The 26,138-nt window shown below is 34.7% G+C and carries 22 protein-coding genes; 21 read left to right on the forward strand and 1 reads right to left on the reverse strand.

Annotation, left to right across the window (positions count from 1 at the left end):
* Positions 1 to 21 precede the first annotated feature (21 nt).
* The 18 genes from pdxA (at position 22) to BW983_RS09425 (ending at position 17,807) form a co-directional block, all read left to right on the forward strand.
* Positions 22 to 1,113 carry a 4-hydroxythreonine-4-phosphate dehydrogenase PdxA gene (pdxA, locus tag BW983_RS09340; RefSeq protein WP_076551693.1) on the forward strand — a complete coding sequence of 364 codons (1,092 nt, stop codon included), beginning with the start codon at positions 22 to 24 and terminating at the stop codon, positions 1,111 to 1,113.
* An 84-nt stretch (positions 1,114 to 1,197) separates the two neighbouring features.
* The gene (locus BW983_RS09345) at positions 1,198 to 1,728 is read left to right on the forward strand and encodes a YceD family protein (protein ID WP_076551694.1); all 531 of its coding nucleotides are present in this window, start codon (positions 1,198 to 1,200) and stop codon (positions 1,726 to 1,728) included.
* 67 nt (positions 1,729 to 1,795) lie between these two features.
* On the forward strand, positions 1,796 to 1,999 hold the full coding sequence (gene rpmF / locus BW983_RS09350) for a 50S ribosomal protein L32 (RefSeq protein WP_007843326.1): 204 nt from the start codon (positions 1,796 to 1,798) through the stop codon (positions 1,997 to 1,999).
* Between the two features lie 127 nt (positions 2,000 to 2,126).
* Positions 2,127 to 2,609 carry an acetyl-CoA carboxylase biotin carboxyl carrier protein gene (accB, locus tag BW983_RS09355; RefSeq protein ID WP_076551695.1) on the forward strand — a complete coding sequence of 161 codons (483 nt, stop codon included), beginning with the start codon at positions 2,127 to 2,129 and terminating at the stop codon, positions 2,607 to 2,609.
* 93 nt (positions 2,610 to 2,702) lie between these two features.
* On the forward strand, positions 2,703 to 4,061 hold the full coding sequence (gene accC / locus BW983_RS09360) for an acetyl-CoA carboxylase biotin carboxylase subunit (RefSeq protein ID WP_076551696.1): 1,359 nt from the start codon (positions 2,703 to 2,705) through the stop codon (positions 4,059 to 4,061).
* Between the two features lie 84 nt (positions 4,062 to 4,145).
* Complete coding sequence (locus BW983_RS09365) at positions 4,146 to 4,577, forward strand: hypothetical protein (protein WP_076551697.1); 432 nt, start codon at positions 4,146 to 4,148, stop codon at positions 4,575 to 4,577.
* Positions 4,578 to 4,815: 238 nt separating this feature from the next.
* Positions 4,816 to 6,063 (forward strand): ornithine--oxo-acid transaminase, encoded by a 1,248-nt coding sequence (rocD, locus tag BW983_RS09370; protein ID WP_076551698.1) that lies wholly within the window; start codon positions 4,816 to 4,818, stop codon positions 6,061 to 6,063.
* A gap of 314 nt (positions 6,064 to 6,377) precedes the next feature.
* Positions 6,378 to 7,127: a glycosyltransferase family 2 protein gene (locus BW983_RS09375; protein WP_076551782.1), complete on the forward strand. Its 750-nt coding sequence runs from the start codon at positions 6,378 to 6,380 to the stop codon at positions 7,125 to 7,127.
* A 4-nt stretch (positions 7,128 to 7,131) separates the two neighbouring features.
* Positions 7,132 to 8,118, forward strand: a complete 987-nt coding sequence (locus BW983_RS09380) for a WaaS/CpsH family glycosyltransferase (protein ID WP_076551699.1) — start codon at positions 7,132 to 7,134, stop codon at positions 8,116 to 8,118.
* A gap of 3 nt (positions 8,119 to 8,121) precedes the next feature.
* Positions 8,122 to 9,309 carry a glycosyltransferase gene (locus BW983_RS09385; protein WP_076551700.1) on the forward strand — a complete coding sequence of 396 codons (1,188 nt, stop codon included), beginning with the start codon at positions 8,122 to 8,124 and terminating at the stop codon, positions 9,307 to 9,309.
* 6 nt (positions 9,310 to 9,315) lie between these two features.
* Positions 9,316 to 10,353 (forward strand): glycosyltransferase family 2 protein, encoded by a 1,038-nt coding sequence (locus BW983_RS09390; protein WP_076551701.1) that lies wholly within the window; start codon positions 9,316 to 9,318, stop codon positions 10,351 to 10,353.
* Positions 10,354 to 10,357: 4 nt separating this feature from the next.
* On the forward strand, positions 10,358 to 11,338 hold the full coding sequence (locus tag BW983_RS09395; protein WP_076551702.1) for a WaaS/CpsH family glycosyltransferase: 981 nt from the start codon (positions 10,358 to 10,360) through the stop codon (positions 11,336 to 11,338).
* Positions 11,339 to 11,359: 21 nt separating this feature from the next.
* Complete coding sequence (gene glf / locus BW983_RS09400) at positions 11,360 to 12,460, forward strand: UDP-galactopyranose mutase (RefSeq protein WP_076551703.1); 1,101 nt, start codon at positions 11,360 to 11,362, stop codon at positions 12,458 to 12,460.
* A 1-nt stretch (position 12,461) separates the two neighbouring features.
* Positions 12,462 to 13,313 (forward strand): glycosyl transferase family 90, encoded by an 852-nt coding sequence (locus BW983_RS09405; protein WP_076551704.1) that lies wholly within the window; start codon positions 12,462 to 12,464, stop codon positions 13,311 to 13,313.
* Positions 13,310 to 14,209: a glycosyltransferase family 2 protein gene (locus BW983_RS09410; protein ID WP_076551705.1), complete on the forward strand. Its 900-nt coding sequence runs from the start codon at positions 13,310 to 13,312 to the stop codon at positions 14,207 to 14,209. The genes BW983_RS09405 and BW983_RS09410 overlap by 4 nt, the downstream gene beginning before the upstream one ends.
* 12 nt (positions 14,210 to 14,221) lie before the next feature.
* A complete protein-coding gene (locus tag BW983_RS09415; protein ID WP_076551706.1) occupies positions 14,222 to 15,094 on the forward strand; it encodes a glycosyltransferase family 2 protein in 873 nt (290 codons plus the stop codon).
* Positions 15,095 to 15,292: 198 nt separating this feature from the next.
* Positions 15,293 to 16,801, forward strand: a complete 1,509-nt coding sequence (gene gltX / locus BW983_RS09420) for a glutamate--tRNA ligase (protein WP_076551707.1) — start codon at positions 15,293 to 15,295, stop codon at positions 16,799 to 16,801.
* Between the two features lie 49 nt (positions 16,802 to 16,850).
* The gene (locus BW983_RS09425) at positions 16,851 to 17,807 is read left to right on the forward strand and encodes an acetyl-CoA carboxylase carboxyltransferase subunit alpha (RefSeq protein WP_076551708.1); all 957 of its coding nucleotides are present in this window, start codon (positions 16,851 to 16,853) and stop codon (positions 17,805 to 17,807) included.
* Between the two features lie 57 nt (positions 17,808 to 17,864).
* On the opposite strand, the gene BW983_RS09430 is transcribed toward BW983_RS09425, so the two are convergent.
* The gene (locus tag BW983_RS09430; RefSeq protein ID WP_076551709.1) at positions 17,865 to 18,629 is read right to left on the reverse strand and encodes a DUF6759 domain-containing protein; all 765 of its coding nucleotides are present in this window, start codon (positions 18,627 to 18,629) and stop codon (positions 17,865 to 17,867) included.
* A 143-nt stretch (positions 18,630 to 18,772) separates the two neighbouring features.
* On the opposite strand from BW983_RS09430, the gene tsf reads away from it, so the two are divergent.
* From tsf to BW983_RS09445, 3 genes are all read left to right on the forward strand, one after another.
* A complete protein-coding gene (gene tsf, locus BW983_RS09435) occupies positions 18,773 to 19,597 on the forward strand; it encodes a translation elongation factor Ts (RefSeq protein ID WP_065395353.1) in 825 nt (274 codons plus the stop codon).
* Between the two features lie 193 nt (positions 19,598 to 19,790).
* Complete coding sequence (locus tag BW983_RS09440; protein ID WP_076551710.1) at positions 19,791 to 23,144, forward strand: T9SS type B sorting domain-containing protein; 3,354 nt, start codon at positions 19,791 to 19,793, stop codon at positions 23,142 to 23,144.
* Positions 23,145 to 23,222: 78 nt separating this feature from the next.
* Entirely contained in the window at positions 23,223 to 26,048 is a 2,826-nt protein-coding gene (locus BW983_RS09445; protein ID WP_076551711.1) for a T9SS type B sorting domain-containing protein, read from the forward strand.
* Positions 26,049 to 26,138 lie beyond the last annotated feature (90 nt).

Genomic DNA, 26,138 nt, shown 5'->3' on the forward strand with positions numbered 1-26,138 from the left:
TAATCTTCAAAGATAATCAAAATGAGCCCAAAAAACCATAAAGTACGAGTAGGAATTTCAATCGGTGATTTCAACGGCATCGGTCCGGAGATCATTATGAAGTCTCTGAAAGACAAAACCATTACAGATTTTTTCACTCCTGTAATTTTTGGTTCCGGGAAATTATTCACTTATCAGAAAAACATTTTCAAGCTGAATCTTAACTTCAACTATGTAAATGAAGCTTCCCAAGCCCAGCCCGGAAAACTGAACATGGTGAATCTTACTAAGGAAAACGTCAATGTAGAATTGGGAGTTCCTACGGAAGAATCAACTAAAATGGCTATCGACTCTTTAGAAGCTGCTACTGAAGCTTTAATGAAAGGAGATATTGATGTTTTGGTAACAGCTCCTATCAATAAGGACGAAATGGTAAAGATGGGCTTTAAGCATGCTGGACATACAGGATATTTTGAAGAGAAATTCAGCAAAAAGGGATTAATGTTCCTGGTAACTGAAGATCTTAAAGTAGCGGTATCTACTCATCATATTCCTATTGCTCAGGTTGCAGAGAATATTTCCAAGGATAAAATCAAAAAGCAGATCAGAGTATTAAACCAGACTCTTATTGAAGATTTCTGTATTCAGAAACCAAAAATTGCCATATTAGGGCTTAATCCTCATGCAGGTGACGGCGGAGTAATCGGAAATGAAGAAATTGAAATCATCAGCCCGGCTATTCAGGAACTTTCAGATAATGGAATTCTAGCGTTCGGACCTTTCCCGGCAGACAGCTTCTTTCAACCGAACAAATACAAGAACTTTGATGCGGTTTTAGCAATGTATCACGATCAGGGACTAGCTCCTTTCAAGACACTTGCTTATGAAGAAGGTGTAAATTATACAGCAGGTCTTCCTTTTATCAGAACTTCTCCAGATCATGGAGTTGCCTATGATATTGCGGGGAAAAATATTGCTGATGAGCAGAGTTTTACGGAAGCTATTTTCACAGCTATCAAAGTATTTAAAAACAGGAGTGAATACGATGAACTGATGAATAATCGTCTCCAGCCTAGAAAAATGGTTATAGACAACGGTATAGATGAAGATCTGCCCGAGGAAACTGAAGCATAAATCGTTGAAACAAATTTTAAATTAATTTGTTATAGATTTTATTTGTTATTTTAAAAAAAATGCATATTTTTGCACACTCATTTTATGGACAAGTTAAGAAACTATGACGTAAGCTTTTCCGGACTTAAAAACGGAAAACACGAGTTCAAGTTTGAGATAGATAAAACGTTCTTTCAATTATTTGACACTGAGCAGGAATTTACAAATCCAAAGATAGAAGTAAGTGTATTACTTGATAAACATACTACTTTCTTGGAATTTGAGATTAAAATCAAAGGGTTAGTTGAGTTGGTTTGTGACATTACAAACGAAGATTTTAACTATCCTATTGAGAATGAAATTAAGATTCTGGTGAATTTCGGGGAAGAATATGATGACAGCAATGAAGAGGTCATTACAATTCCTACCGGAGAGCATGCTTTCAATGTAGCACATTTGATCTACGAAAATGTAATGCTTTCTATCCCAATGAAAAAGATTTCACCGAATGTAAGTGATGAAGATATACAAATTCTTGATCAGTTCAGTCCAAAAGATATTGAGGAAGTTGAAGAGGAAGAACATGAAAGTGACCCTAGATGGGAAGCGTTAAGAAAATTAAGAGACAATAATTAAATAGAATAATTTAAATATGATGAGATGATGAATCTCATCGCTCATCAATTAAAAAAGTTATTAGAAAATGGCACATCCAAAGAGAAGACAGTCGTCTACAAGAAGAGATAAGAGAAGAACTCACTACAAAGCTGTAGTTCCTCAATTAGCTAAAGATGCAACAACAGGAGAGCTTCACCTATACCACAGAGCTCACTGGCATGAAGGAAAACTTTACTACAGAGGTAAAGTAGTATTGGAAAAAGAAGTAGCTACTACTGAAGAAAACTAAGAGTCGCTTTTCATTGAAAAAGCCTCATTTTAATACAAAAACCGCCCAATTTTGATAAAATTTGGCGGTTTTTTGTTGTTTTTTACGTTTTTTTGGTATCTTTGACACCAAATCAAATATCAAATTTATGGACATTAAAGACATACAGAATCTTATTAAGTTTGTATCTAAGGCTGAAGTTTCAGAAGTGAAGTACAAAACTAAAGATTTCGAAATCACTATTAAAACTCCATTAGCTGGAAGCGACGCTGTTTACGCACAACCTGCAGTATACCACACAGCTCCACAGGCTGTAGCTGCTCCGGCTCCTGCTGCAACTCCTGCTGCTGCACCTGCAGAAAAAGCTGAGGCTGCATCTGATGATAGCAAATATGTAACAATCAAATCTCCGATGATTGGTACTTTCTACAGAAAGCCATCTCCGGATAAAGACGTATTCGTAAATGTAGGTGATGAAGTTTCTGTTGGTAAAGTAGTTTGCGTAATTGAAGCAATGAAGTTATTCAACCAGATTGAATCTGAAATCAGCGGAAAAATCGTTAAGATCTTAGTTGACGATGCTACTCCTGTAGAATACGACCAACCATTATTCTTAGTAGATCCATCTTAAGGAATTTTAGATTAAAGATTATAAATTTTAGATGAAACTTCTTCATTTAAAATAATTTAAAATTCAAAATTTATAATTTAAAATTTCGGAGAGATGTTCAAAAAAATATTAATAGCCAATCGTGGCGAAATTGCAATGCGTATTTTACGTACTTGTAAAGAAATGGGGATCAAAACCGTTGCAGTATACTCTACTGCAGATAAAGACAGTCTTCACGTAAGATTTGCTGATGAAGCTGTTTGTATTGGTCCTGCGATGAGCAAAGACTCATACCTTAAAATCCCTAACATTATTGCTGCGGCAGAAATTACAAATGCTGACGCCATTCACCCAGGTTATGGATTCCTATCTGAAAATGCTAATTTCTCCAGAATCTGCGAAAAGAACGGTATCAAATTTATCGGTGCTTCTCCTGAACAGATTGAGAAAATGGGAGATAAAGCGAATGCTAAAGCTACCATGAAAGCAGCTGGTGTACCTTGTGTACCAGGTTCTGACGGATTAATTGAATCTTACGAACACGCTGTAAAAGTTGCTGAAGAAACAGGATATCCAGTTATGATTAAAGCAACTGCCGGTGGTGGTGGTAAAGGGATGAGAGCTGTATGGAAAGCTGAAGACCTTAAAGATCACTGGGAATCTGCAATTCAGGAAGCTGTAGCTGCCTTTGGAAACGGAGGTATGTATATGGAAAAACTGATTGAAGAGCCAAGACACATCGAAATTCAGGTTGCTGGAGACCAATATGGTAAAGCTTGTCACCTTTCTGAAAGAGACTGTTCTGTACAAAGAAGAAATCAGAAATTAACTGAAGAAACTCCTTCTCCGTTCATGACAGACGAACTTCGTGAGAAAATGGGTGATGCTGCTGTAAAGGCTGCTGAATTTATTGGATATGAAGGGGTAGGAACTATCGAATTCCTTGTAGACAAGCACAGAAATTTCTATTTCATGGAAATGAATACAAGAATCCAGGTAGAGCACCCGATCACTGAGCAGGTAATTGATTATGACCTTATCAGAGAACAAATCCTTCTTGCTGCGGGAACTCCTATTTCAGGAATCAATTATTACCCTAAATTACATTCAATCGAGTGTAGAATAAACGCTGAAGACCCTTACGCAGACTTCAGACCATCTCCGGGAAAAATCACTGGATTAAACATCCCTGGAGGACACGGAATCAGAGTAGATACTCACGTTTATTCAGGATATACAATCCCTTCCAACTACGACTCTATGATTGCTAAACTTATCACTACGGCTCAAACCCGTGAGGAAGCTATTGCAAAAATGAGACGTGCTCTTGAGGAATTCTATATTGAAGGTGTAAAAACTACAATTCCTTTCCACAGACAACTAATGGATAACGAAGATTATCTTGCAGGAAACTACACTACAAAATTCATGGAGGATTTTGTAATGGACAGAAAATACGACAATCATCACTAAGATGATGTAAAATAAAACTTCAATAATCCGTCATACAAATTTGTATGACGGATTATTTTTTTCTTGATATCTTTGAATACAACCATGAATAAAGTTTTAAAATGGATACTGATCATCTGTACAGGTGGCATTCTGCTTTACCTGGCTACAAGCTTTTTTGCGGTTTTCATGCTTACTTATTTCAGTTCATCGAAAAGAATAAACCATCCAGAGGAAGAAAGAATATTTGAAAGAATAAAAAAAGATTATCATATTGAAACCATAGAGCGCAACCCGGAATTTGAAAGACAGGTTAAAAATCAGGATACCCTAACGTATACTCTTTATCTTTACAGTAAAAAAAATTGTAATATAGAGCCTGATTCTATGAAAAACAATGCTTTAGGAATTGCTAAAGAAATCAACAATATTCATCTTGAATCTAAATACTACAAATATCGTTTAGTATTTTCATGTAAAGCTTACAACCCTAACGGAAGTAATTTTGAATTTTTAAGAAAAGATTTAATTCCTTAATATATAAATTGTTAAGAGATAATTGTAAAGGAAAAAGCTGAAACATTGAAGAAATATAGGATCAATACTACCTTATTTATAAAGATAGAATACCTGCAACAGTTTATCCGTTCAAGAAATATTCTCTAAATCCCTTCATTTAACCCTCAAAATACACTTCATTTACAGCTTTATACTCTACTCCATTTTTGTTCATTCATCTCATTAATATTATGTAAATTTGTGAAAAACCAAACATATGTCAACAGCAGAACAAACAAAAAACTCGCAGTATTTTATTGACCTTGAAGACAAACATGGAGCACACAATTACCACCCTCTTCCAGTAGTTCTGGATCGTGGAGAAGGTGTTTTCATATGGGATGTAGAGGGCAAAAAATATTATGATTTTCTTTCAGCATATTCTGCTGTGAATCAAGGACACTCTCACCCTAAAATTGTAGGGGCATTAATAGAGCAGGCTCAAAAACTAGCTTTAACTTCAAGAGCTTTTTATAACTCTAAATTAGGAGAATACGAACAAAAAATCACTACTCTTTTTGGGTTTGATAAAGTATTACCGATGAACTCTGGTGCTGAAGCAGTAGAAACAGCCGTAAAACTTGCCAGAAAATGGAGCTACGAAGTAAAAGGAATTTCAGAAAACGCTGCAAAGATCATCGTTTGTGAAAATAATTTCCACGGAAGAACGACAACTATCGTTTCTTTCTCTAATGATCCTGATGCCAATCAAAACTACGGTCCTTTCACACCTGGATTTATTAAGATTCCTTATAACGATATCGCTGCACTGGAAGAAGTATTAAGCAGAGAAGCTGGAAACATCGCAGCATTCCTTGTAGAGCCTATTCAAGGAGAAGCCGGAGTATATGTTCCGGATGAAAATTTCCTTAAAAATGCTTCTGAATTGTGTAAAAAGCACAATGTCCTTTTCATTGCTGACGAGGTTCAAACGGGTATTGCAAGAACCGGAAGACTAATCGCTTGTCACCACGAAAATGTACAACCGGATATCTTAATCCTAGGAAAAGCACTTTCAGGAGGAATGTATCCTGTATCTGCAGTACTTGCTAATGATGAGATCATGAACGTTATCAAGCCAGGACAGCACGGTTCTACTTTCGGTGGAAACCCAATTGCATGTGCAGTAGCAGTGGCAGCATTAGATGTGGTAGCTGACGAAAAATTATCTGAAAGAGCAGAAGAGCTTGGACAGTTATTCAGAGCTGAAATTGAAAAATTAATTGAAAAATCTGATCTTATCACTAAAGTAAGAGGAAAAGGTCTTTTAAATGCTATCCTAATCAATGATACACCAGAAAGTTCCACAGCATGGAATCTTTGTTTACAATTGAAAGAAAACGGTTTATTAGCAAAACCTACACACGGAAACATCATCAGATTAGCACCACCATTGGTAATTACTGAAGAACAGCTATTAGACTGTGTGAAGATTATTGAAAAAACAATTCTTGAATATAAATAAGAATTAAATACAATATAAGTGAGCAATATTTCACTTGTCTCCTTCCAAAAATGGGTATGGTTTTTTTGAAAATCATACCCATAATTTATATATCTTAAGCCTATCAAAAAATGATATTCTACCGATAAATACATTTAGGAATCGAATTTGCAGTATCTATTCAATAAGGTAGTCTATTTGGATATATAGAATAGTTATAAATGGCAGTGATTCGTTTATAAAATTCAAATTAAAACTTATCTTTGACAGATAAAAAACAGATTGAAAATGATATTAAGAGAGATAGCAACTATTTCCTTACTAAACAATACGTTATGATGCAAATAAGTGGTTTAATCATAACATACAATGAAGAAAAAAATATACAGGAAGTCCTGGAATGTTTTGATTTCTGTGATGAAATTATCGTGATAGATTCATTCAGTACGGACAAAACTGTAGATATTGCAAAAAAATTCCCTAATGTAAAGGTGATTCAGAACAAATTTGAAGACTTTACAAAGCAAAGAAACCTAGCCTTGGATGCAGCAACTCATGATTGGGTATTATTTCTGGATGGAGATGAAAGAATTACTCCTGCCTTAAGGACAGAAATTATAGAGGAACTGAATAAACCTGAGCAAAAAGATGCTTACTACTTTTACAGAAAATTCTTTTTTGCTAAAAAACCAATCCATTTTTCAGGAACTCAATCTGATAAAAACTTCAGGCTTTTCAGAAAGTCGAAAGCAAGATATATGGCTGGCAAAAAGGTACATGAAACCCTTGACGTAAACGGGGCTATCGGGGTATTAAAAAATAAATTACTCCATTATTCCGTTTCAGATTATGAATCATATAAACAGAAAATGATTCATTACGGGGTATTAAAGGGAAAAGAACTGGCTGCAAAAGGAAAAAAATACAGTATTGGGGTTCAATATCTTAAAACTGCTTTTAAATTCTTTAAAGCCTATATAATGAGACTTGGTATTTTGGACGGAAAAGAAGGATATCAGCTTTCATATCTGCAATCCTTAAGTGTGTTTGAAACCTATGAATCATTAAAAAAAGAGCAAAATTAGTTGAATGAAGATTTGTATCATTAGTTATGACTTCTGGGATTATGATAAGTATATTGTTGAAGCATTATGCAAACGAGGTATTGAATCCCATCATATAAAAATAAGTGCTGTCACCCATTCCAACTTTAATGAAAGGGCTGTAAATGCCTTGAGCAAAACTTTTTTAAATAAGAACCTTAAGACTGAGAAAAGACAGAAATACGTTCTTGATTCCCTTGAAAAACTAGGACATCAGGATCAGATTCTTGTATTAAATCCGGACACATTTGATCTTATCACTCTGGAAAAGATCAAAACATATACAAACCGCCTCATCACTTATCTTTACGATAACCTGGAAAGAGTTCCGGTAGAAGATAAGCTGCATCTTTTTGACAAAATATTCTCTTTTGACGGGATAGACGTTAGAAAACATGGTTTTGAAAAGATCACCAATTATATTTATCTTCCACATATTTCACAGGAAAAACAGAACCCTCAAATGGATATGTTCTACATCACTTCCTATGACAGCAGAAGAGTTTCAATGGTGAAGTTACTGGCAAAAAAACTAATGGATCTTGGATTAAAATTCCAGATTATGGTAATCGGAAAAAAATCATGGAGACATCAGCTGACTAATATGTTTATCCAGATTCCTAAAAACCTGTTTCTTATTTTCAGCATTAAAAAGATACCGCACAATGATCTTCCCACTTATTATAAAAACTCCAGAGTTTTACTTGATCTGATGCGTGAAGGACAATATGGATTAAGCTTCAGAGTTTTCGAGGCTATGTCTCTGGAAAAGAAAATCATAACAGATAATGAATCTATTAAAACTTATGATTTTTATAACCCGAATAATATTTTGATTTTAAATAAAAATATCACTAATCTTGATCAATCTTTTTTTGAAAGCCCTTATGAAAAGATTCCAGAGGAAATCTATGAAAGATATACTCTTCAAAGCTGGGTAAACAAGGTTTTTGAATTAGATAATAAAAACTAACTGATGGGAATCTTAAAGGACATAAAAAAACATTTCAGAAGAAAAAAAAGACTTAAAGAGCTTCAAACTCAGGACATCATCAACATTCATTTGTATGATGCATCCAAAAAAACTATTCTTTTTACCTCGAGAGATTTCCCGACTCATGATAAGGATTCCGGATCCAACAGATTGAAAGAAATTATTTTAATCTATAAGGAATTAGGATACAATTGCATTCTGTTTGCTCCTCATATGTTTGAGGATAATACGTATGTGCATTTCTATCAGCAACTTGGTGTGATTGTCTTTGTAGAAAACAACAAATACAAAAACATTTATGAGTTTCTGTCTTCCTTCAAAAATGTAGATTACGTTTGGTTCAATGGACCTCTAGCTCTGAATCTGTTCTATAAAAAGATGAAGAATATCCTTCCTCGTACCAAATTTATGTATGACATGGTGGATATTCATTTCTTAAGATACAAAAGAGCAATTGAACTGGAGCCAGCCCGTATTTCTTTAAAGAAAAACTATAAGCATTTTTTCCGTTTAGAGACTGTGATTGCACCTCAATTGGATTATATTGTTGCGATCTCAGATAAGGAAAAAGAGACTATGGCACAGTATGCGGATAAGAATAAGATCATTACCATTTCCAATATCCATTATCCTAAAATTGATATTTCTGAACGAAAAAACTTCAATGAAAGTAAAGGAATTATTTTCATCGGGTCCATTCATGAACCTAATATTGATGCGGTAAAGTTTTTATACGAAAAAATCATGCCTCTAGTTTGGAAAACAAATCCTGAACTGGAAGTAAGTGTCATTGGAAATGTAGCAGATAAACTTGATATCAAACAATATCCAAAGTTTAAATTTTTAGGCTTTGTGGAAAGTATTGAAGAACATTTCATGAATTCCAGAATTATGGTAGCACCGTTAAGATTCGGGGCTGGAGTTAAAGGAAAAATCGGTCAGGCTTTTGAATACTTCTTCCCAGTTGTTACTACCGATATAGGAGCCGAAGGAATGCAGCTTACCGATCAGAAAAATGTACTGATTGCCAATGATGAAAAAACGTTTGCAGAAGCCATCATTCAGTTGAATAATAATGAGGAACTTTGGAATACGCTGAGTAAAAATTCTGTTGACAGCTTAAAACCTTTTTCAATAGAAGCCGTAAGCAATACATTAAAAAAATTATAGTCAATCATGGGTAATTTTCTGGTAAGCATCATTGTTCCTTGCTATAATGCTTCATATTATGTAAAAGAAGTATTGGAAAGCATACAGAATCAGACTTATAAAAATATTGAATGTATTGTGATCAATGATGGCAGTACAGATAATACTTTAGATATAATTACAGCATTTTCTGATCCACGATTCGCTGTTTACAGTCAAGAAAACAAAGGATTATCAGATACCCGTAACGTCGGTCTGGAAAAAGCTACCGGTAATTTCATATTTTTCTGTGACAGCGATGACTGTCTTCCTCAGAATGCTATAGAATCTTTACTGTCAGCTTATACCGGAAAAGAAGATATCATTGCAGGAAAAACAGCATTAGTAACCTGGAATGACAAGAAAGTTCTTTCTTATTTACCTCATCCTGAAAACAAACAAACCTTTGAAAATAAGCATTCGGAAGTTCTTATTAAAAATATGATTGAAGGCTTAAGTCCTATTGCTCCGAACAAATTATATAAGGCTGATTTCCTTAGAAAAAACAATATTAAATTCTTAAGTGGTATTTATCATGAGGACGAACTTTGGTTCTTTGAAGTCATGCTCACTGCTGAAAAAGTAACGTTCATTCCTGAAATCACTTATCATTACACTAAAGATAACACACAATCTATTACTCAAAAAAACGGTGATAAAAATCTGTTAGGTTATCTGAGTGTACTCAAAACTATTTACGAAAAATATTACCAGAAGTTTCCTGAACGTGGCATTATTGCTTATTATATCGTTTATCTGAAAAAGATCATCATAGGAAATTATAAACACCATGGTAATTATTCTTCAGAAGCTATTGAACAGATGGAAAAAACTTTCAAAGAAGTAAATCCTAAGTTTAATGATCATATTGAGCTTGATAGTACAGCAAAAAAGTACTTTAAGTTCCTTAATAATATTAGCTTAAAAGACGCTCAGGCAATAAAGAACGAATACTTCAATTATCCTGTCAACAGTCTTCGCAAGCATTATAAAATTCTCATGTTCAGTCTTTTAAATTCAAATTAAAACTGTGAAAAAAAAAAGATTTCTTTTAGTAATGCCAAATTACTCGGATTTTCCTAAACTATTTCTGAAAAACCTGGAAATAGAAGGATTTGACACCTATCTGATTACTGACAAAGTATCAAAATTCAAATATAAAGGAACGGAAAGCATTCAGAATTTTTTTATTAAAAACATTCTCAGAAACAAGCAATACAAACAAAATCTAATCAGCAGACATACGCTTGAAGATCTTAATAAAAGTCTTTCGGAAATTGAAGGAGAGCTGGATTATATATTAATAATCCGTCCCGATAACTTCCCTATTCCTTTCGTGAAGAATTTAAAAGCAAGAACAAAAAAATTAATTGCCTATCAATGGGATGGCATGGAAAAATATCCTGAAGTAAGAAATTATATTCCTTTGGTTGATAAATTTTTCTGTTTTGAAAATACGGATGTAGAAAATCATATCTACAAAACCACCAATTTTTATTTTGAGATAGAAAAGCCTGCGTATAAGCAATATAATCTTACTCATCCTCTACTCTATTTTGTAGGGCTAGATTTGGAAAACAGACGAAAAAAAATAGATGGCTTCATTAAAAATATCAGTGATTTCAATATTGATCTTCAGTTTTTCTTGCAGGAATTTACACCTAATGAAAATAAAAACCCTAAAATAAAGTACATAAAAGATAGAATTTCGTTTGCAGAAAACCTGAATTATGTAAAAAATGCTGATCTACTACTTGATTTCGTAGACCCAAGGCAAGATGGTCTTTCCATCAGGTTTTTTGAAGCTTTGTATTATAAGAAAAAGATAATAACGGATAATTTAGTAGTAAAAAATTATGATTTTTACCATCCTGACAATATCTTTGTTCTGGAAAACGAGAATTATAAAAATATTGAACAGTTTATAAGTACACCTTACTTTGAACTTCCGGATGACATTGTAAAAAAATACGGTTTCAGTAACTGGATCAAAGAAATTATCAAGGATTAAACTGCTCTTAAATAAGAATCAATGAAGAAATATTTAATTATAGGAAGTGGCTTCTCAGGAAGTGTTTTGGCTCAACAGCTTTGCGAGAACAATATCGTTCATGTGGTAGAAGAAAGAAGTCATATCGGGGGTAACTGTTATACGGAAAAAGATGCTGAAACAGGTATTACACTGCATCAATACGGTCCGCACATTTTTAATACGGATAATGTAGAGGTATGGAATTATATTCAACAGTTTTGTGAAATGGTTCCATTCATCAACCGTGTAAAATCTATATATCAGAATCAGGTTTATTCCCTCCCTATTAATCTTCATACCATTAATCAGTTTTTCAAAAAAGATTTTTCTCCTAAAGAAGCTAAGTCATTTATTGAATCATTAAGCGATACTTCCATTGATGTTCCTCAGAATTTTGAAGAACAGGCATTGAAATTTGTAGGAAAAGACCTTTATAAGGCTTTCTTCTATGGATATACTAAAAAACAATGGGGCTGTGAACCGTCTGAGCTTCCAGCAAGCATATTGAAAAGACTTCCTGTAAGGTTTAATTATAATGATAATTATTACGCAATGCCTCTTCAGGGAATTCCAAGAAACGGATATACTGAGATCTTTGAAAAGATGCTGAACCATCCTAATATCACTGTAACATTAAATAAAAAATTAACGGCTGAAGAAATTGACTTCTCAGAATATGATCATGTGTTCTATTCAGGACCTATTGATGCTTATTTTGATTATAAATATGGCAGATTAGGCTACAGAACCGTATTTTTTGAGAAATTCACTGATGAAGGTGACTTCCAGGGAAATGCAGTGATCAATTATGCAGATCAGGAAACTCCACATACGAGAATTCACGAGCACAAGCACTTCACACCTTGGGAAGAGCATGATAAAACTGTATACTTCAAAGAATTCAGTAAAGAAACGGATGAAAAAGATATTCCTTATTATCCTAAAAGATTACAAGGTGATATGGAAATGCTTGAAAAGTATTTTGAAGAAAAAGACAAACTTTCCAATATTACTTTCATAGGAAGACTTGCTACATACCGTTATATGGATATGCACCACGTAATTGCAGAAGCACTGGAAACAGCTAAACAATTCCAATAATATGTGGTGGAAAAAGAATAAGGTGCAGGAACCACCAAGGGAATTACTGAATATCACCACTAAAAATGGGCAGATTGCATCTGTAGAAAACTACAATTCCTTTCAAACCAGAGCAGAATCATCCCTTAAGCAAGTTCTGGATGCCATCAAATTAGGCATTCCTCAACATGATATCAAACTGAGTCTGCATACAGGAGACTTTCCTACCGAACAATTAATCAAAGGAAATTTCTATTATTGTTGTGATAAAAAGGAAGACCTGGATTTTGTTTTTCCGGATTTTATATTTGATCATTGGCAACAGGCGGGGATTCCTGAGTTTAATAAAACGGTAACGAAAATTAAGGAAGCAGCAGAAAAAAAATATATTCACTCAAAAATGTTGTGGATTGGAAATACCCAAACCCATCTCAACAGAAATAAGATTATAGAATATTCTGAGCAGCATCCTGATATCATTGAAGCTTACAATACTTACGTAGATCAGGCTGTAAGCGGGAAAAAGGATATCCCTTATATTTCATTAATAGATCATGCAAAATATAAATATCTCATAGATATTGAAGGCAGAGGATACAGTGGAAGGATAAAAATGCTTCTGTTTACTAAAAGGCTTCTGTTTATTCAGGATAGACAATGGAAATCTTATTATCATTTTGAACTGGAACCTTATAAACATTTTATTCCTGTAAAAAATGATCTTTCGGATCTGATGGATCAGATAAAATTTGTAGAACAACAAGGCGAAGATTATTATAATACCATTACTCAAAATGCTTATGACTTTGCCGTTGAAAATCTTCAATACGAAAAAGCCGTTCAAAGAATACAAAAGTTAATTTCAAACTTATGATTAATCCCAATTCTGTCTGTGCTGTTGTAGTGACCTATAACAGATTAGAGTTCCTTAAAGAAGGTATTCAGGGAATTCTGGATCAAACGACTCCACCAGACAAAATTATTATTGTAAATAATGGATCTACAGATGGCACAGATGCTTATCTTAAAACATTACATCAGCCTCAAATTGAAATTGTAACTCAGGAAAATCTTGGAGGCGCCGGTGGTTTCCATACAGGAATAAAAAAAGCTTATGAAGCCGGCTACGAATGGATCTGGGTAATGGATGATGACGTAGAACCTTTTAAAGACTGTCTTGAAAATCTTTTGAAATATAAAGAATTGTCACAATGTATTCATCCGTTGAGGATTTTCAGTGATAATAACGAAGTGTTTAAATGGGAACATTATTTCGATTACAGAATATGTATGCCTGTGCTGCACCATAATATATCTTTAGAAAACAAAGACTTCTGCTATGTAAATACGGCATGTTTCGAAGGGATGCTTATTCACAGAGATCTGGTTGAAAAAATTGGGTTTCCCAATAAAGAATATTTCATTGCAGGAGATGATACAGAGTATGGTATCTTAGCCAATCTTCACACCAATGTAATGTATACCAAAACAGCGGCAATGTATCGCAAGAGAGCTAATATCTCTTATAAAATCAGACCTTTGCAGGCGTATTATGAATACAGAAACATCTTTTTACTGAGAAAAAACATTAGACCTTATTTCCCCGAAAACTTTAGTTCAATGTTCTATAAGAATCTTTACAGAGACTTTTTCTCAAAAGTAATGATGATTATTAAAGGAAAAGAATATCCGTTTTCAGAAAAGAAGCTACTTATTTCCAAAATGTGGAAGGGAATAAAGGATGGCAAAAAAATATACAAAAACAAGTAATCTAAGCCCCTTATGAATCACTCCGTAAAGATATCTGTCATCGTTCCCTGCTACAATCAGGCGATCTTTCTGGATAGCTGTATTGAATCATTAATGAATCAGACCTATACGAACTGGGAATGCATTCTTGTCAATGACGGAAGTACAGATAATACGGAAGATATTGCTCTGAATTGGCAAAAGAAAGACAGCAGAATCAAGTATGTCAAAAAAACAAATGGAGGGTTAAGCTCTGCCAGAAATGTCGGAATTCAGAATATATCCGGAGATTTTGTACAGTTTCTGGATTGTGATGATTTTTTATATAAAGAAAAATTTGAAAAATCTGTAAGAAAAATTGATCAGCATACTAATGCGGTTGTTATTACAGATTTCCAAAGATTTGATAATGTAACACAGACGATAATTCCTCCTCATTGTGTACTAAAATCAGAATATTTCAATCAGCGAGATATTTTATTGAAATGGGATAATACTTTTTCTATTCCTATTCACTGTGCTCTTTTTTCTAAAGATCTGGTGGAAAAATATAAGTTCGACGAAGAATTAAAAGCCAAGGAAGACTGGATTTTTTGGTTACAGGTATATGAAAACAACCCACAAACACATTTTATCAAAGAGTATCTTCTTGCGTACAGAATGAGCTCTTCGGGAATGACCTACAACCAGACTTTCATGTATGAAAGCAAAATGAAAGCTTTAGAAAAACTAGAGCAGGTAGTTTCTGATAAAGAGCTGTTAAGAGAATTTTTCAGAAATGAGCTTTTGGTAACAATGCATGAAAATATTCAATTGACAGAGAGAATAAAACTTCTGGGTTACAAAAGAACAATGAAATATAAAATCAATAAGGTTTTAAAGATAATAGGGATTAAAAAAGATTAATCCTTCAACAAAATAAGAAAGCTGTCTGAATCATCTGGCAGCTTTTTTTATTTCCAAATTAACGTCTCTTCATCAATTCATATGAGATTCTTAAAGAGAATCTAAACAGAAAAATTAAGAATAAAAATATCAGAACCCCTTCATAAATCATCCCGTAAACGCATAATTTTAAGTAAATTTGCAAAAATTAAAATTGAAATGGAGAAAGTAAGAGTACGTTTTGCTCCAAGTCCTACAGGACCATTACATTTGGGAGGCGTAAGAACTGCATTATATGATTACCTTTTTGCTAAAAATCAAGGAGGAGAATTTGTATTAAGAATTGAAGATACAGATACCGCAAGATATGTAGAAGGAGCTGAAGAATATATTGAAGAAGCTTTGGAATGGTGCGGAATCATCCCTGATGAAAGCCCTAAGAAAGGAGGAAAATTCGCTCCTTACAGACAATCTGAAAGAAGAGATATCTATGACAGATATACAGAGCAAATCTTAAAAACAGACTATGCTTATATCGCTTTTGATACTGCTGAAGAGCTGGATGCTGCTCGTGCAGAGTATGAAGCAAGAGGTGATGTTTTCTCTTATGACAATAAAACCAGAAACAGTTTAAGAAACAGCCTTGCCCTTTCTGAAGAGGAAGTTCAAAGATTACTGGATGAAAAAACTCCGTATGTAGTAAGATTTAAAATGCCTGTAGACAGAGTTTTGAACCTGGAAGATATCATCCGTGGAAAATCCTCTGTAAATACCAATACTTTAGATGATAAAGTTCTGGTAAAAAATGACGGAATGCCAACGTATCACTTCGCCAATATCATTGATGACCACGAAATGGAAATCTCTCACGTAATCCGTGGTGAAGAATGGTTACCTTCTCTTGGACTACACACTTTATTATATGAAGCAATGCAGTGGGAAGCACCACAGTTTGCACACCTTTCTCTAATTTTAAAACCTGAAGGAAAGGGGAAATTAAGCAAAAGAGACGGTGATAAATTTGGATTCCCTGTATTCCCGCTTGATTTCAAAGATCCTGCAACAGGAATTGTTTCCAAAGGATACAGAGAGAATGGTTACCTTCCGGATGCATTCATCAACATGGTTGCATTATTAGGATGGTCACCTGCTGATGACAAAGAAATTTTGTCTTTAGATGAAATGATTAAGGAATTCGACCTTCATAAAGTACACAAGGCTGGAGCAAGATTCAGCAAAGAAAAGTCTGAATGGTTTAACCACCAGTATATTCAGATGAAATCTGATGCAGAACTTCTTGAAATGCTTAAAAATTCAGGTCTTGATCTTTCTAATGCTACAGACGAAAAACTGTTAAAAGTAATTCCTCTGATGAAAGAAAGAGCTACTTTCCCGAAAGACATCTATGAAAACGGAAAATTCTTCTTTGAAGCTCCGACATCTTATGATGAAAAAGCATCTAAAAAAGCTTGGAATGACGAAACTTCGGCTATTTTAGGAGAATTAGCTACCCAATTTGAATCTACTGACTTTGTTGCAGAAAAATTAAAGCAGACTATGCATGATTTCGCGGAAAACAAAGGTCTAGGTATGGGTAAAGTAATGATGCCTCTTCGTTTATCCTTGGTAGGAGAATTGAAAGGACCAGACGTTCCGGATATTCTGGAAATCATTGGTAAAGAGGAAAGTATCGCTAGAATAAGCAATGCTATAAATAATTTTAAATAAAATTACCATAATTTTTCATACATTTGAAAGATTTAATTTACTTCAAGAAATGGAATATTTAAGTTTCGAACTTCCTATCAAAGAATTGATGGACCAATACCAGACGTGTTCTTTAGTAGGAGAAGAAAGTGGTGTTGATGTAAAATTAGCATGCAGCCAGATTGAGGATAAGATCTTGGAAAAGAAAAAAGAAATCTATAGCAATCTTACACCTTGGCAAAGAGTACAACTGTCCCGTCATCCGGATCGTCCTTATACATTGGATTATATCAACGGAATGGCAGACAAAGGCAGTTTCTTAGAACTTCACGGAGACAGAAATTTCGCTGATGACCCGGCAATGATTGGAGGATTGATTACCCTGGATGGTCAAAAAGTAATGATCATAGGGACTCAAAAAGGAAGAACGACAAAGGAAAGACAGCACAGAAGATTTGGGATGCCAAATCCTGAAGGCTACAGAAAAGCTTTAAGACTAATGAAGCTTGCTGAAAAATTCAATATCCCTGTAGTAACATTAGTGGATACACCGGGAGCATATCCAGGATTAGAAGCTGAAGAAAGAGGACAGGGTGAAGCTATTGCAAGAAATATTTTTGAAATGGTACAGCTTAAAACTCCTATCTTCACTTATATCATCGGAGAAGGTGCGAGTGGTGGAGCATTAGGAATAGGTGTGGGTAACAAAGTATATATGTTGGAAAACACATGGTATACCGTAATTGCACCAGAAAGTTGTTCTTCTATCTTATGGAGAAACTGGGATCACAAGGAAGATGCTGCCAACGCACTAAACCTTACTCCACAGGATGCACTGAGAGAGAAATTCATTGATGGAATCATCGAAGAACCACTAGGCGGCGCTCACTATGATACGGAGACGACCTATTTAAACTTGAAAAATTCTATTTTACAAAATATCAAGGCTTTTTCTAAATTCACAGGACAAGAACTTGAAACCCAGAGACAGGAGAAATTCATTGCGATGGGTCAGTTTAAAGGATAAAAAACAAAAAAAGGTTAAGAAAATTTCTTAACCTTTTTACTTTAGTTTTCTTCTACGTTAATCAGCAACATTGAGAGCGATCTCAATATCCTGAGTAATTTTCTTTAATGATGAATATTTGGCATCGCACACCATAGTGGTCAGCACATATTCTCCTTTATCTATCAGAATAAAATTCTGTCCTCTCGCAGGAACACTTAGATTATAATATTTTTTACCACTGATTTTCACGATCAAATTACAGCTGGATCTGTTCTTAATATTAATATACGCTTCATTTTTATTAATATCATTATTAAAAAGATGAGTAAGCATTGCTGCTGTCTTCTTATTTTCTTCACTTGGTCCCGAATTGGAGGTTCCTGCACTTTTTGCAGACCCTGCTGAAGCATAAGCTACTCTCCTCTCTTCTTTCAGTGCATTGATTGCATCATTTATTTTATCAGTATTCTTTGTATTGTTTGTAGTAGCAGCTTTATTATTTGTGGCTACTGTCTTACCACTGTTCAGTTCGTTATTTTTAACTATTTTTTCAATTTTCTCCTTACTGATTGGTTTAATGGTAGGCTTTGCTTCAGGAGAATTATCTGCCATAATAATTTCCATCAGCCTTTTTTTAAAGTAATCTGTTCTGGCGTGTCCAGGATTCTGCTTTATAAAACCAGCAATTACTCTCGTTTCTTTGGAAGTTTCAGCTTCTTGCTCTGTATAAATAATTACTGTTTCTTTTTCTACGACAGCTTTAGATTTTGTTTTTTTCTTTTTTTGAGAAAAACCCAGAGAGAAAATGCTTATAAAAAGGAGAAAGAAGATTTTTTTCATTAATCAAATCTTTAAAATAGTATTAAATATATTAATAACGTGAAAAGTCGTTTTTTAGTTTATCATTAAAATCATTATCTTTGCACTGCTTTAAAATTAAGCTAAAAATTAATACTAATCTTAAATAAAAAATAATAGATATTATGTCTTATACACCAGTTGCTGCAGACGTAGCTAAATTAAGAAACCAAACAGGTGCAGGTATGATGGACTGCAAAAAAGCTCTAGTTGAAGCTGAAGGAGACTTCGAAAAAGCGGTAGATATCCTTAGAAAAAAAGGACAAAAAGTTGCTGCTAACAGAGCTGACAGAGAATCTACTGAAGGAGCTGTAATCGCAAGAGTAAATGAGGATAACACTTTAGGTGCTATTATCTCTTTAAACTGTGAGACTGACTTCGTTGGTAAAAACGAAGCTTTCATCGAGCTAGCTTACGAATTAGCTGAAATGGCAATCTTCGCTGCTACTAAAGAAGAATTATTAGCTACAGATTTCCACGGAATGACTGTTGCTGAGAAATTAATTGAGCAGACAGGTGTTATCGGTGAAAAAATCGAAATCGGTACATTCGAAAGAATCGAAGGACCATTCCTAGGAGCTTACATCCATGCTGGAAACAAAATTGCTGCAATCACTTCTCTTTCTGCAAAAGTAGACGGAGCTGATGAAGTTGCTAAATCTGTTTCTATGCAAGCTGCTGCGATGAACCCAATCGCTCTTGACGAAACTAGAGTTTCTCAGGAAACTATCGACAAAGAATTAGAGATTGAAAGACACAAACTTACTGAAGAAGGTAAGCCTGCAAATATTATCGACAATATCTTGAAAGGTAAAATGCAGAGATTCTACAAAGACAACACTTTGGTACACCAAGATTTCATTAAGGATTCTAGTATCTCAGTTGCTGACTATGTAAAATCTGTAAATGCAGATCTAAAAGTAACAGGATTTATCAGAGTAAGCTTATAATCCATACTTCAAAAAATATTTGATCCCGATGATTTTTTATCGGGATTTTTTGTGCGTATTTCTCATGAATATGAACACAAAATGAAGCGAATTTTAAATATTCGTTATTTTCTTAATAAACTATAAATCAAAGTATTTTTTCTTCAAAAAAGCAGTTATTATTACTTAAATTTGCGCCCCATTATAATAACGCATGAAAAAATTTCTACTAGCTTTTTGCTCTTTTATTTGTTTAATTGTTAATGCACAATTAGACTCAGAACATTGGTTTGCTCCAATGTCGGCAAGTTCTCTTCAGGGAAATGCCCAACCTCGTTGTTACTTATATTTATCAACTAACGAAACTACTCCGATTCCTGTTCAAGTTTTTAATAACAATACTGTATTTGCAAACGTTCAGGTAAGTAAAAATAATCCTGTTGAGCTTACTATTCCCAGCAATTACATGATTGCATCTACTCCCAACAATCTTTTTACACAAAATACGATGGGATTACATGTAAAAGGACCTAAAAAGTTCTATGCTAATTTTAGGTTCTCGGTTCCTCAACAAGCTGAATTTATTACCTCCAAAGGAATGGCTGGTGTAGGAAAAACATTTTTCATAGGAACAGCTCCTACTACTTCTCCAAAGGAGTATGTAAATTCCACAGTAGGGGTAACTGCTACGGAAGACAATACCACTGTAACCGTATCAGGGTATAATCCGAGTATTGTTTTTGCTGACGGTAGTGTAATGGCTACCAGAACATTCACTCTTGCTAAAGGAAAGTCTTATATCCTTGATGTAAACAGTGATATGGGAGGTGTGGCTAACAGAAGAGGGTTACTGGGGGCAAAACTTGTTGCGGATAAGCCAGTATCAGTTACCAACGGAAATTTTAATGGACTTTACACTGAACAGAATAGTACAAATGTAGATATATTGATGGATCAGTCTGTTCCTATTGAAAGGCTTGGGAAAGATTTTGTAATGGTAAAAGGAAACGGACCTAATTCGGTGGGGATGGAAAAAGCAATGATCATTGCTACTGAAAACGGAACTACTCTTACCGTTAATGGAGTTCCAATTGGCGGAACACCTCTTAATGCTGGAGATTATCGCATGATTGAAGGTAATAAATACATCAATAAGGGTAATGGAAATTACAATATGAGTATTTCTTCAAATAAAAATGTCTATGTATACCAACTTCTTGCAGGTGCTTCAGGTAATACGGTTTATCAGACAGGAGGAATGAATTTCATACCCCCATTAAGTTGTTTCTTACCTAAAGAGATCAATGAAATTGGACATATCGACAAAATAGGTAATGATACTTACAATACTAAACTGAATATCATTACACAGGCAGGGGCAACAGTAACCGTTAACGGAACACCTGTAACAGGATTTGTAACGGTAGATGGCAATCCTAATTGGGTAACTTACTCCAAAACAAATAATATAACAGGAAATATCACTGTAACTTCTACTAAACCTGTGACAGCAGGAATTGCAGCAGGAAACGGAGCTGTGGGATATGGTGGATATTTTGCAGGTTTTTCTTCTATCCCTGTAATTACTAAAACCGGAGACTGTTATAATGGGGTGTTGCTGGAAGTAGATCCTGGTCACGATGGTTATCAATGGTATCTTAACGGAAACTTAATTCCTGGGGAAACGAATCCAACAATCAATCCTGATTCCCATGGATCCGGGATATACACTTGCTATATTACTAAAAACAATTGTGAATCAAGATTTACTGCTGAATATGATCATACAAAGTGCCCTCCTATTACAACAACGACTTATGACATCGGTTCTTGTAATACTAAGGTCATCAATCCTGTATTTACGAATTCAACGCAGCCTCCCGTTCCTGCTAACACTAGTATAATTGTACAACCTACCAACGGAGCGGTTTCCATTAATCCTACTACAGGGCAAATTATTTATACTCCGAATGCAGGGATTACAGCGGATATTACAGATACTTTCACTTATTATATTCAAGGAAACGGAAATCCTGCTGCATTTGAATATTTTAAAATTATAGTTAATACACATGTACTTCAAACAACCAATGATGTAATGTTTTCTTGTTCTGATATCAACGGGAACGGAACTTTCAACCTGAAAAGCGCTAATGTAGCTCCAGATCCTACATCAACAGTAGATTATTTTACTAATGCTAATTTAACAGGACAGATCACCAGCCCAACTACCTATTCAGGACCGGCAGGAACAATTTATGTAAAGGTAACCTCTATCTACGGATGCTCACAGACAGCCACTATTACATTAAACACCTATCCTACTCCCAATATTAATACAGGTAATTATAATGCTAATATTTGTGATGAAGATCTTGATGGTGTTGTAAATATTAATTTTAATAACGTAACACCACAGATTGTAACCAATTCTGCAAATTTCACAGTACGATATTATCTTAGTCAGGCTGATGCCAACGCAGGAAATGGAAGCAATCTTCCTCCTAACTGGTCTTATACAACAAATACAACAGTATACGTAAGGGTAACTCCTAATGTGGGAGATTGTCCTCCGGCTCTTGGGCAGATCAATTTCACTATAGGAAACAAAATCCCTTTATTTACCAATAATGCAAAAACTGATGTTTGTGATAATGACATCAACGGATCAGAGCCTGTAAATCTTAATGACTATAAAGGACTATTCACTACTGATCCTGCTGTTATTTTATCATTTCATACTACACAAGCCAATGCACAGACTGGAATCAACCCTATCGCTGCTTCACAAATCATTACTGCTGCAGGTGGTACTTTTTATGTAAGATTCCAAAGTACTACAGGATGTCCTAATACTGCTGTTTTAACGATTAACTTAAAAACTCCTAAAAAATCTGGAAAACTTAAAGATCTGATCATCTGCTCTGATGAAAAAATACTTTTAGACGCAGGTCCCGGATTCTCATCATATCTATGGAGTAATGGAGCAACTACTCAAACAATTATTGCATCAGCAGGAGATTATTATGTAGACCTTGGATTCAACGGATGTGTGTATCGCCAACATGTAAATGTAGCTACCGCACAAGCTCCGGCAATTTCAAGAATAGAGGTTACTGGAACTACAGCAACAGTATATGTGACAGGGGGAACACCTCCATACAGATATTCCTTAAATGGTTTTGATTATCAATCATCCAATATTTTCACAGGGTTATCAAGAGGGATTCATACTGTATATGTGTTGGGATCTGACGGATGTCGTCATGTAAGTAAAGAATTTTTAGTCATAAATCTTATCAATACGATCACACCGAATGGAGATGGTATCAATGATGTTCTTAATTATTCTGAACTAAAGATCAAACAGAATGTTGTAATAGAAGTTGCAGACCGATATGGAGCTTCAGTCTATAAATCTACTGACAAGAATTATATTTGGGACGGTAAATCCAATGGAAGAAGTTTACCTACCGGAACTTATTGGTATGTAATCAGATGGACAGAACCGGATTCCCAATTACAGGTTTCATACTCAGGATGGCTTTTAATTAAAAATAGAGAATAATTACCAACATTTATTTACAATTTTTCAAACATATTTGAATTTTTATTTTATTTTTGTAGAAATCCTAATTCCTTATTCATGAAAAGATTTTTACTCAGTCTGGCATTAATTTTTTTATCAATTAATACCCTTTTTGCACAGAGGGATACTGAACATTGGATAGCTCCTTATTTTGTGGACCCCAATGTATCGGATACTTATAATAATAGATTATATATATCTACCGATTCAACAATCCCTTTTCCTGTTCAAATTTTTAGTAATAATATGCTTCTCACAACAATTACTGTGAGTAAAGGAAATCCACAAACCTATAATGTAGATAGGGCGAGAATATCTTCAGCAGCAGACGCGGATGCTTTTGCCATCATCAATAAAGGTTTATACCTAAAAGCAGAAAAACCTTTTTATTGTAGTTTAAGAATGGCACAATCTGTTCATGGTGAAATCATTACCAGTAAAGGAAAAGCTGGAATTGGTAAAAAGTTCTATGTAGCAACAAGCCCTAGCACGTTCAATAACCTTACAAATCAGTATTATAATTTTACTGCAGGGATTCTTGCCACTGAAGATAATACCCTTGTTACAGTATCATGGGATAACCCTGTGACTTTCACCAATAATACAACAGTTACAGGAAATACTCATTCATTTACATTACAGAAAGGGCAGTCTTTCATCTTTACAGGAAATGATAACCCTTCAGCAACCAGTAAAGGACTTTTTACCGGAGCAAAAATTATTGCAGACAAGCCGGTAGCCCTTACCAACGGAAGTTGTAATGGTAACTTTACAAATAGCCCAGGTGGCTCTGATCCTATTCTTGACCAAGCTGTTCCTGTAGATAGACTTGGAAATACTTTTGCTATGGTAAAAACCAAATCTACCGCCCCAGCCTTAAATATGGAAGGTGGGCTTATCATTGCAACAGAAGACAACACAGATATTTACATTAATGGTTCTACCACTCCCGTTGCAACTTTAAATGAAGGGAAATATTATAGAATTGATGAGACCAGCTATGCACTTCAACCTGGAGCCGGAAATCATTCTAATATGTATATTTCGGCATCTAAAAATATTTATCTATATCAGTTTATAGGAATTGATGGTAATGACGCTACCAATGGTTTCAACTATATCCCACCATTGAACTGCTTCTTACCCAGGAAAATTGATGAGATCGGTAAGATTAATGAAATGCCGGGTATCACAAGTAGTATTAGTTTAAAACTTAATATTTTAACAGAAACAGGAGCCACTGTATTGGTGAATGGTAACCAGCCAACTGCAGACCAAGGACCGTTTCCTTTAACAGGAAATACTCAATGGGTAACTTATGCTATACCAAATGTTGTAGACAATCTTGTTATCACTTCTACCAAAGCTGTAACTGCTGGTATCAATGGAGGATATAGCTCTGCTGGTTATGGAGGTTACTTTGCTGGTTTCTCTTCCATCCCGGTAATTTCTAAAAAATCAGGAGAATGTGTTCCTGGTCTTATTCTGGAAGTTGATGATGGATATGAAACTTACCAATGGTACCGAAATGGAGTAGCTATTCCAGGTGCGACCTCTTACACTTATACCCCTACGCAATCAGGAAATTATACGGTAAAAGTAACTATGGGGACCTGCCCACCTGTTACTACACCTATTTATAAAGTACAGAACTGTCTGAAATTAACTAAGCAGACACTGGCTATCTGTGCCACAAAGATTATTACACCAGCTTTCACCTCTTCTACTCAGACTCCGGTGGCGACTACTGTAAAAATTCTTACTCCTCCTACTAAAGGAACGGCGGTTGTAAACCCTAACGGAACAATCACTTACACACCAAATGCAAACTATGAAGGTCCGGACAAAATAGTTTACACCTTCTGTGGAGATAATGCTGAGTTTACAGATTGTGAAGAAATTACGCTTGAACTCACTGTAGTGCCTTTCGTTGTAAAAGATGCATCTATAACAGCTTGTTGGTATGACGTAGATCCTTATGCTTATTTTGATCTTACTAAAGCTAATGTTACAGATTATACAGCTGTCACTAAAAAGTACTACCGTACATTAAATGACTTGAATGCAGGAATAAATGAAATCACTGCTCCAGATAAATTTCCGGCAACCGGAGGTGTTGTATTTGTGAAAATAACAACCAACGAAGGATGTACTGCAAATGCTAGAATTGAACTCGTTCCTCTTCCTATTAAAAAATCTCCTGTTCTGGTAGATCAATATATCTGTATAGATGCAAGAACGAATCTGGATGCAGGACCTGGATATGATTCATACTTATGGAGCACAGGAGCTACTACTTCAGGAATAAGAAATGTGGGCGTTGGTGAATACTCAGTATTACTAAGTAAAAACGGATGCTTCCTTACTCAGGTTGTAAGAGTAAACAAAGCTCAAGACCCTGTAATTCAAAGTATTGAAATTAACAATAACAATGCCTCCGTAATTGCAGCAGGTGGAAAAGCACCTTATAAATTCGCTATTGACGGAACAGGTAGCTGGCAAGACTCTAATACCTTTACGGGATTATCCAGAGGGCAGCATACATTCTACGTAAAAGATGCTTATAACTGTACTCCAGTTGCAGTAGAAATTACAATTCCGAATCTATTAAATGCTATTACCCCTAATGGAGATAACATAAATGACTTTATAGATTACAGCGAATTGTCTTATAAAGATAATCTTACATTCGTAGTATATGACAGATATGGAAATATGGTATTTACCGGAAATAAATTCAACAACTACAAATGGGATGGAAAGCATTTCGACAAGAAGATGGTAACCGGTACTTACTGGTATCACATCAATTGGAATGAATCCAATAAAGAAAGAACCCCAGTAAAGTATACAGGTTGGGTCCTTGTAAAAAACAGAGAATAACAATTCGAATATAAAATTTCATAAACCACGATATACAAATCGTGGTTTTTTATTATATTTTCAACAGTACAATATATTTTATTATTAAAT

This window comes from Chryseobacterium ureilyticum (assembly GCF_900156735.1).
GTDB classification, from domain to species: Bacteria; Bacteroidota; Bacteroidia; order Flavobacteriales; family Weeksellaceae; genus Chryseobacterium; species Chryseobacterium ureilyticum.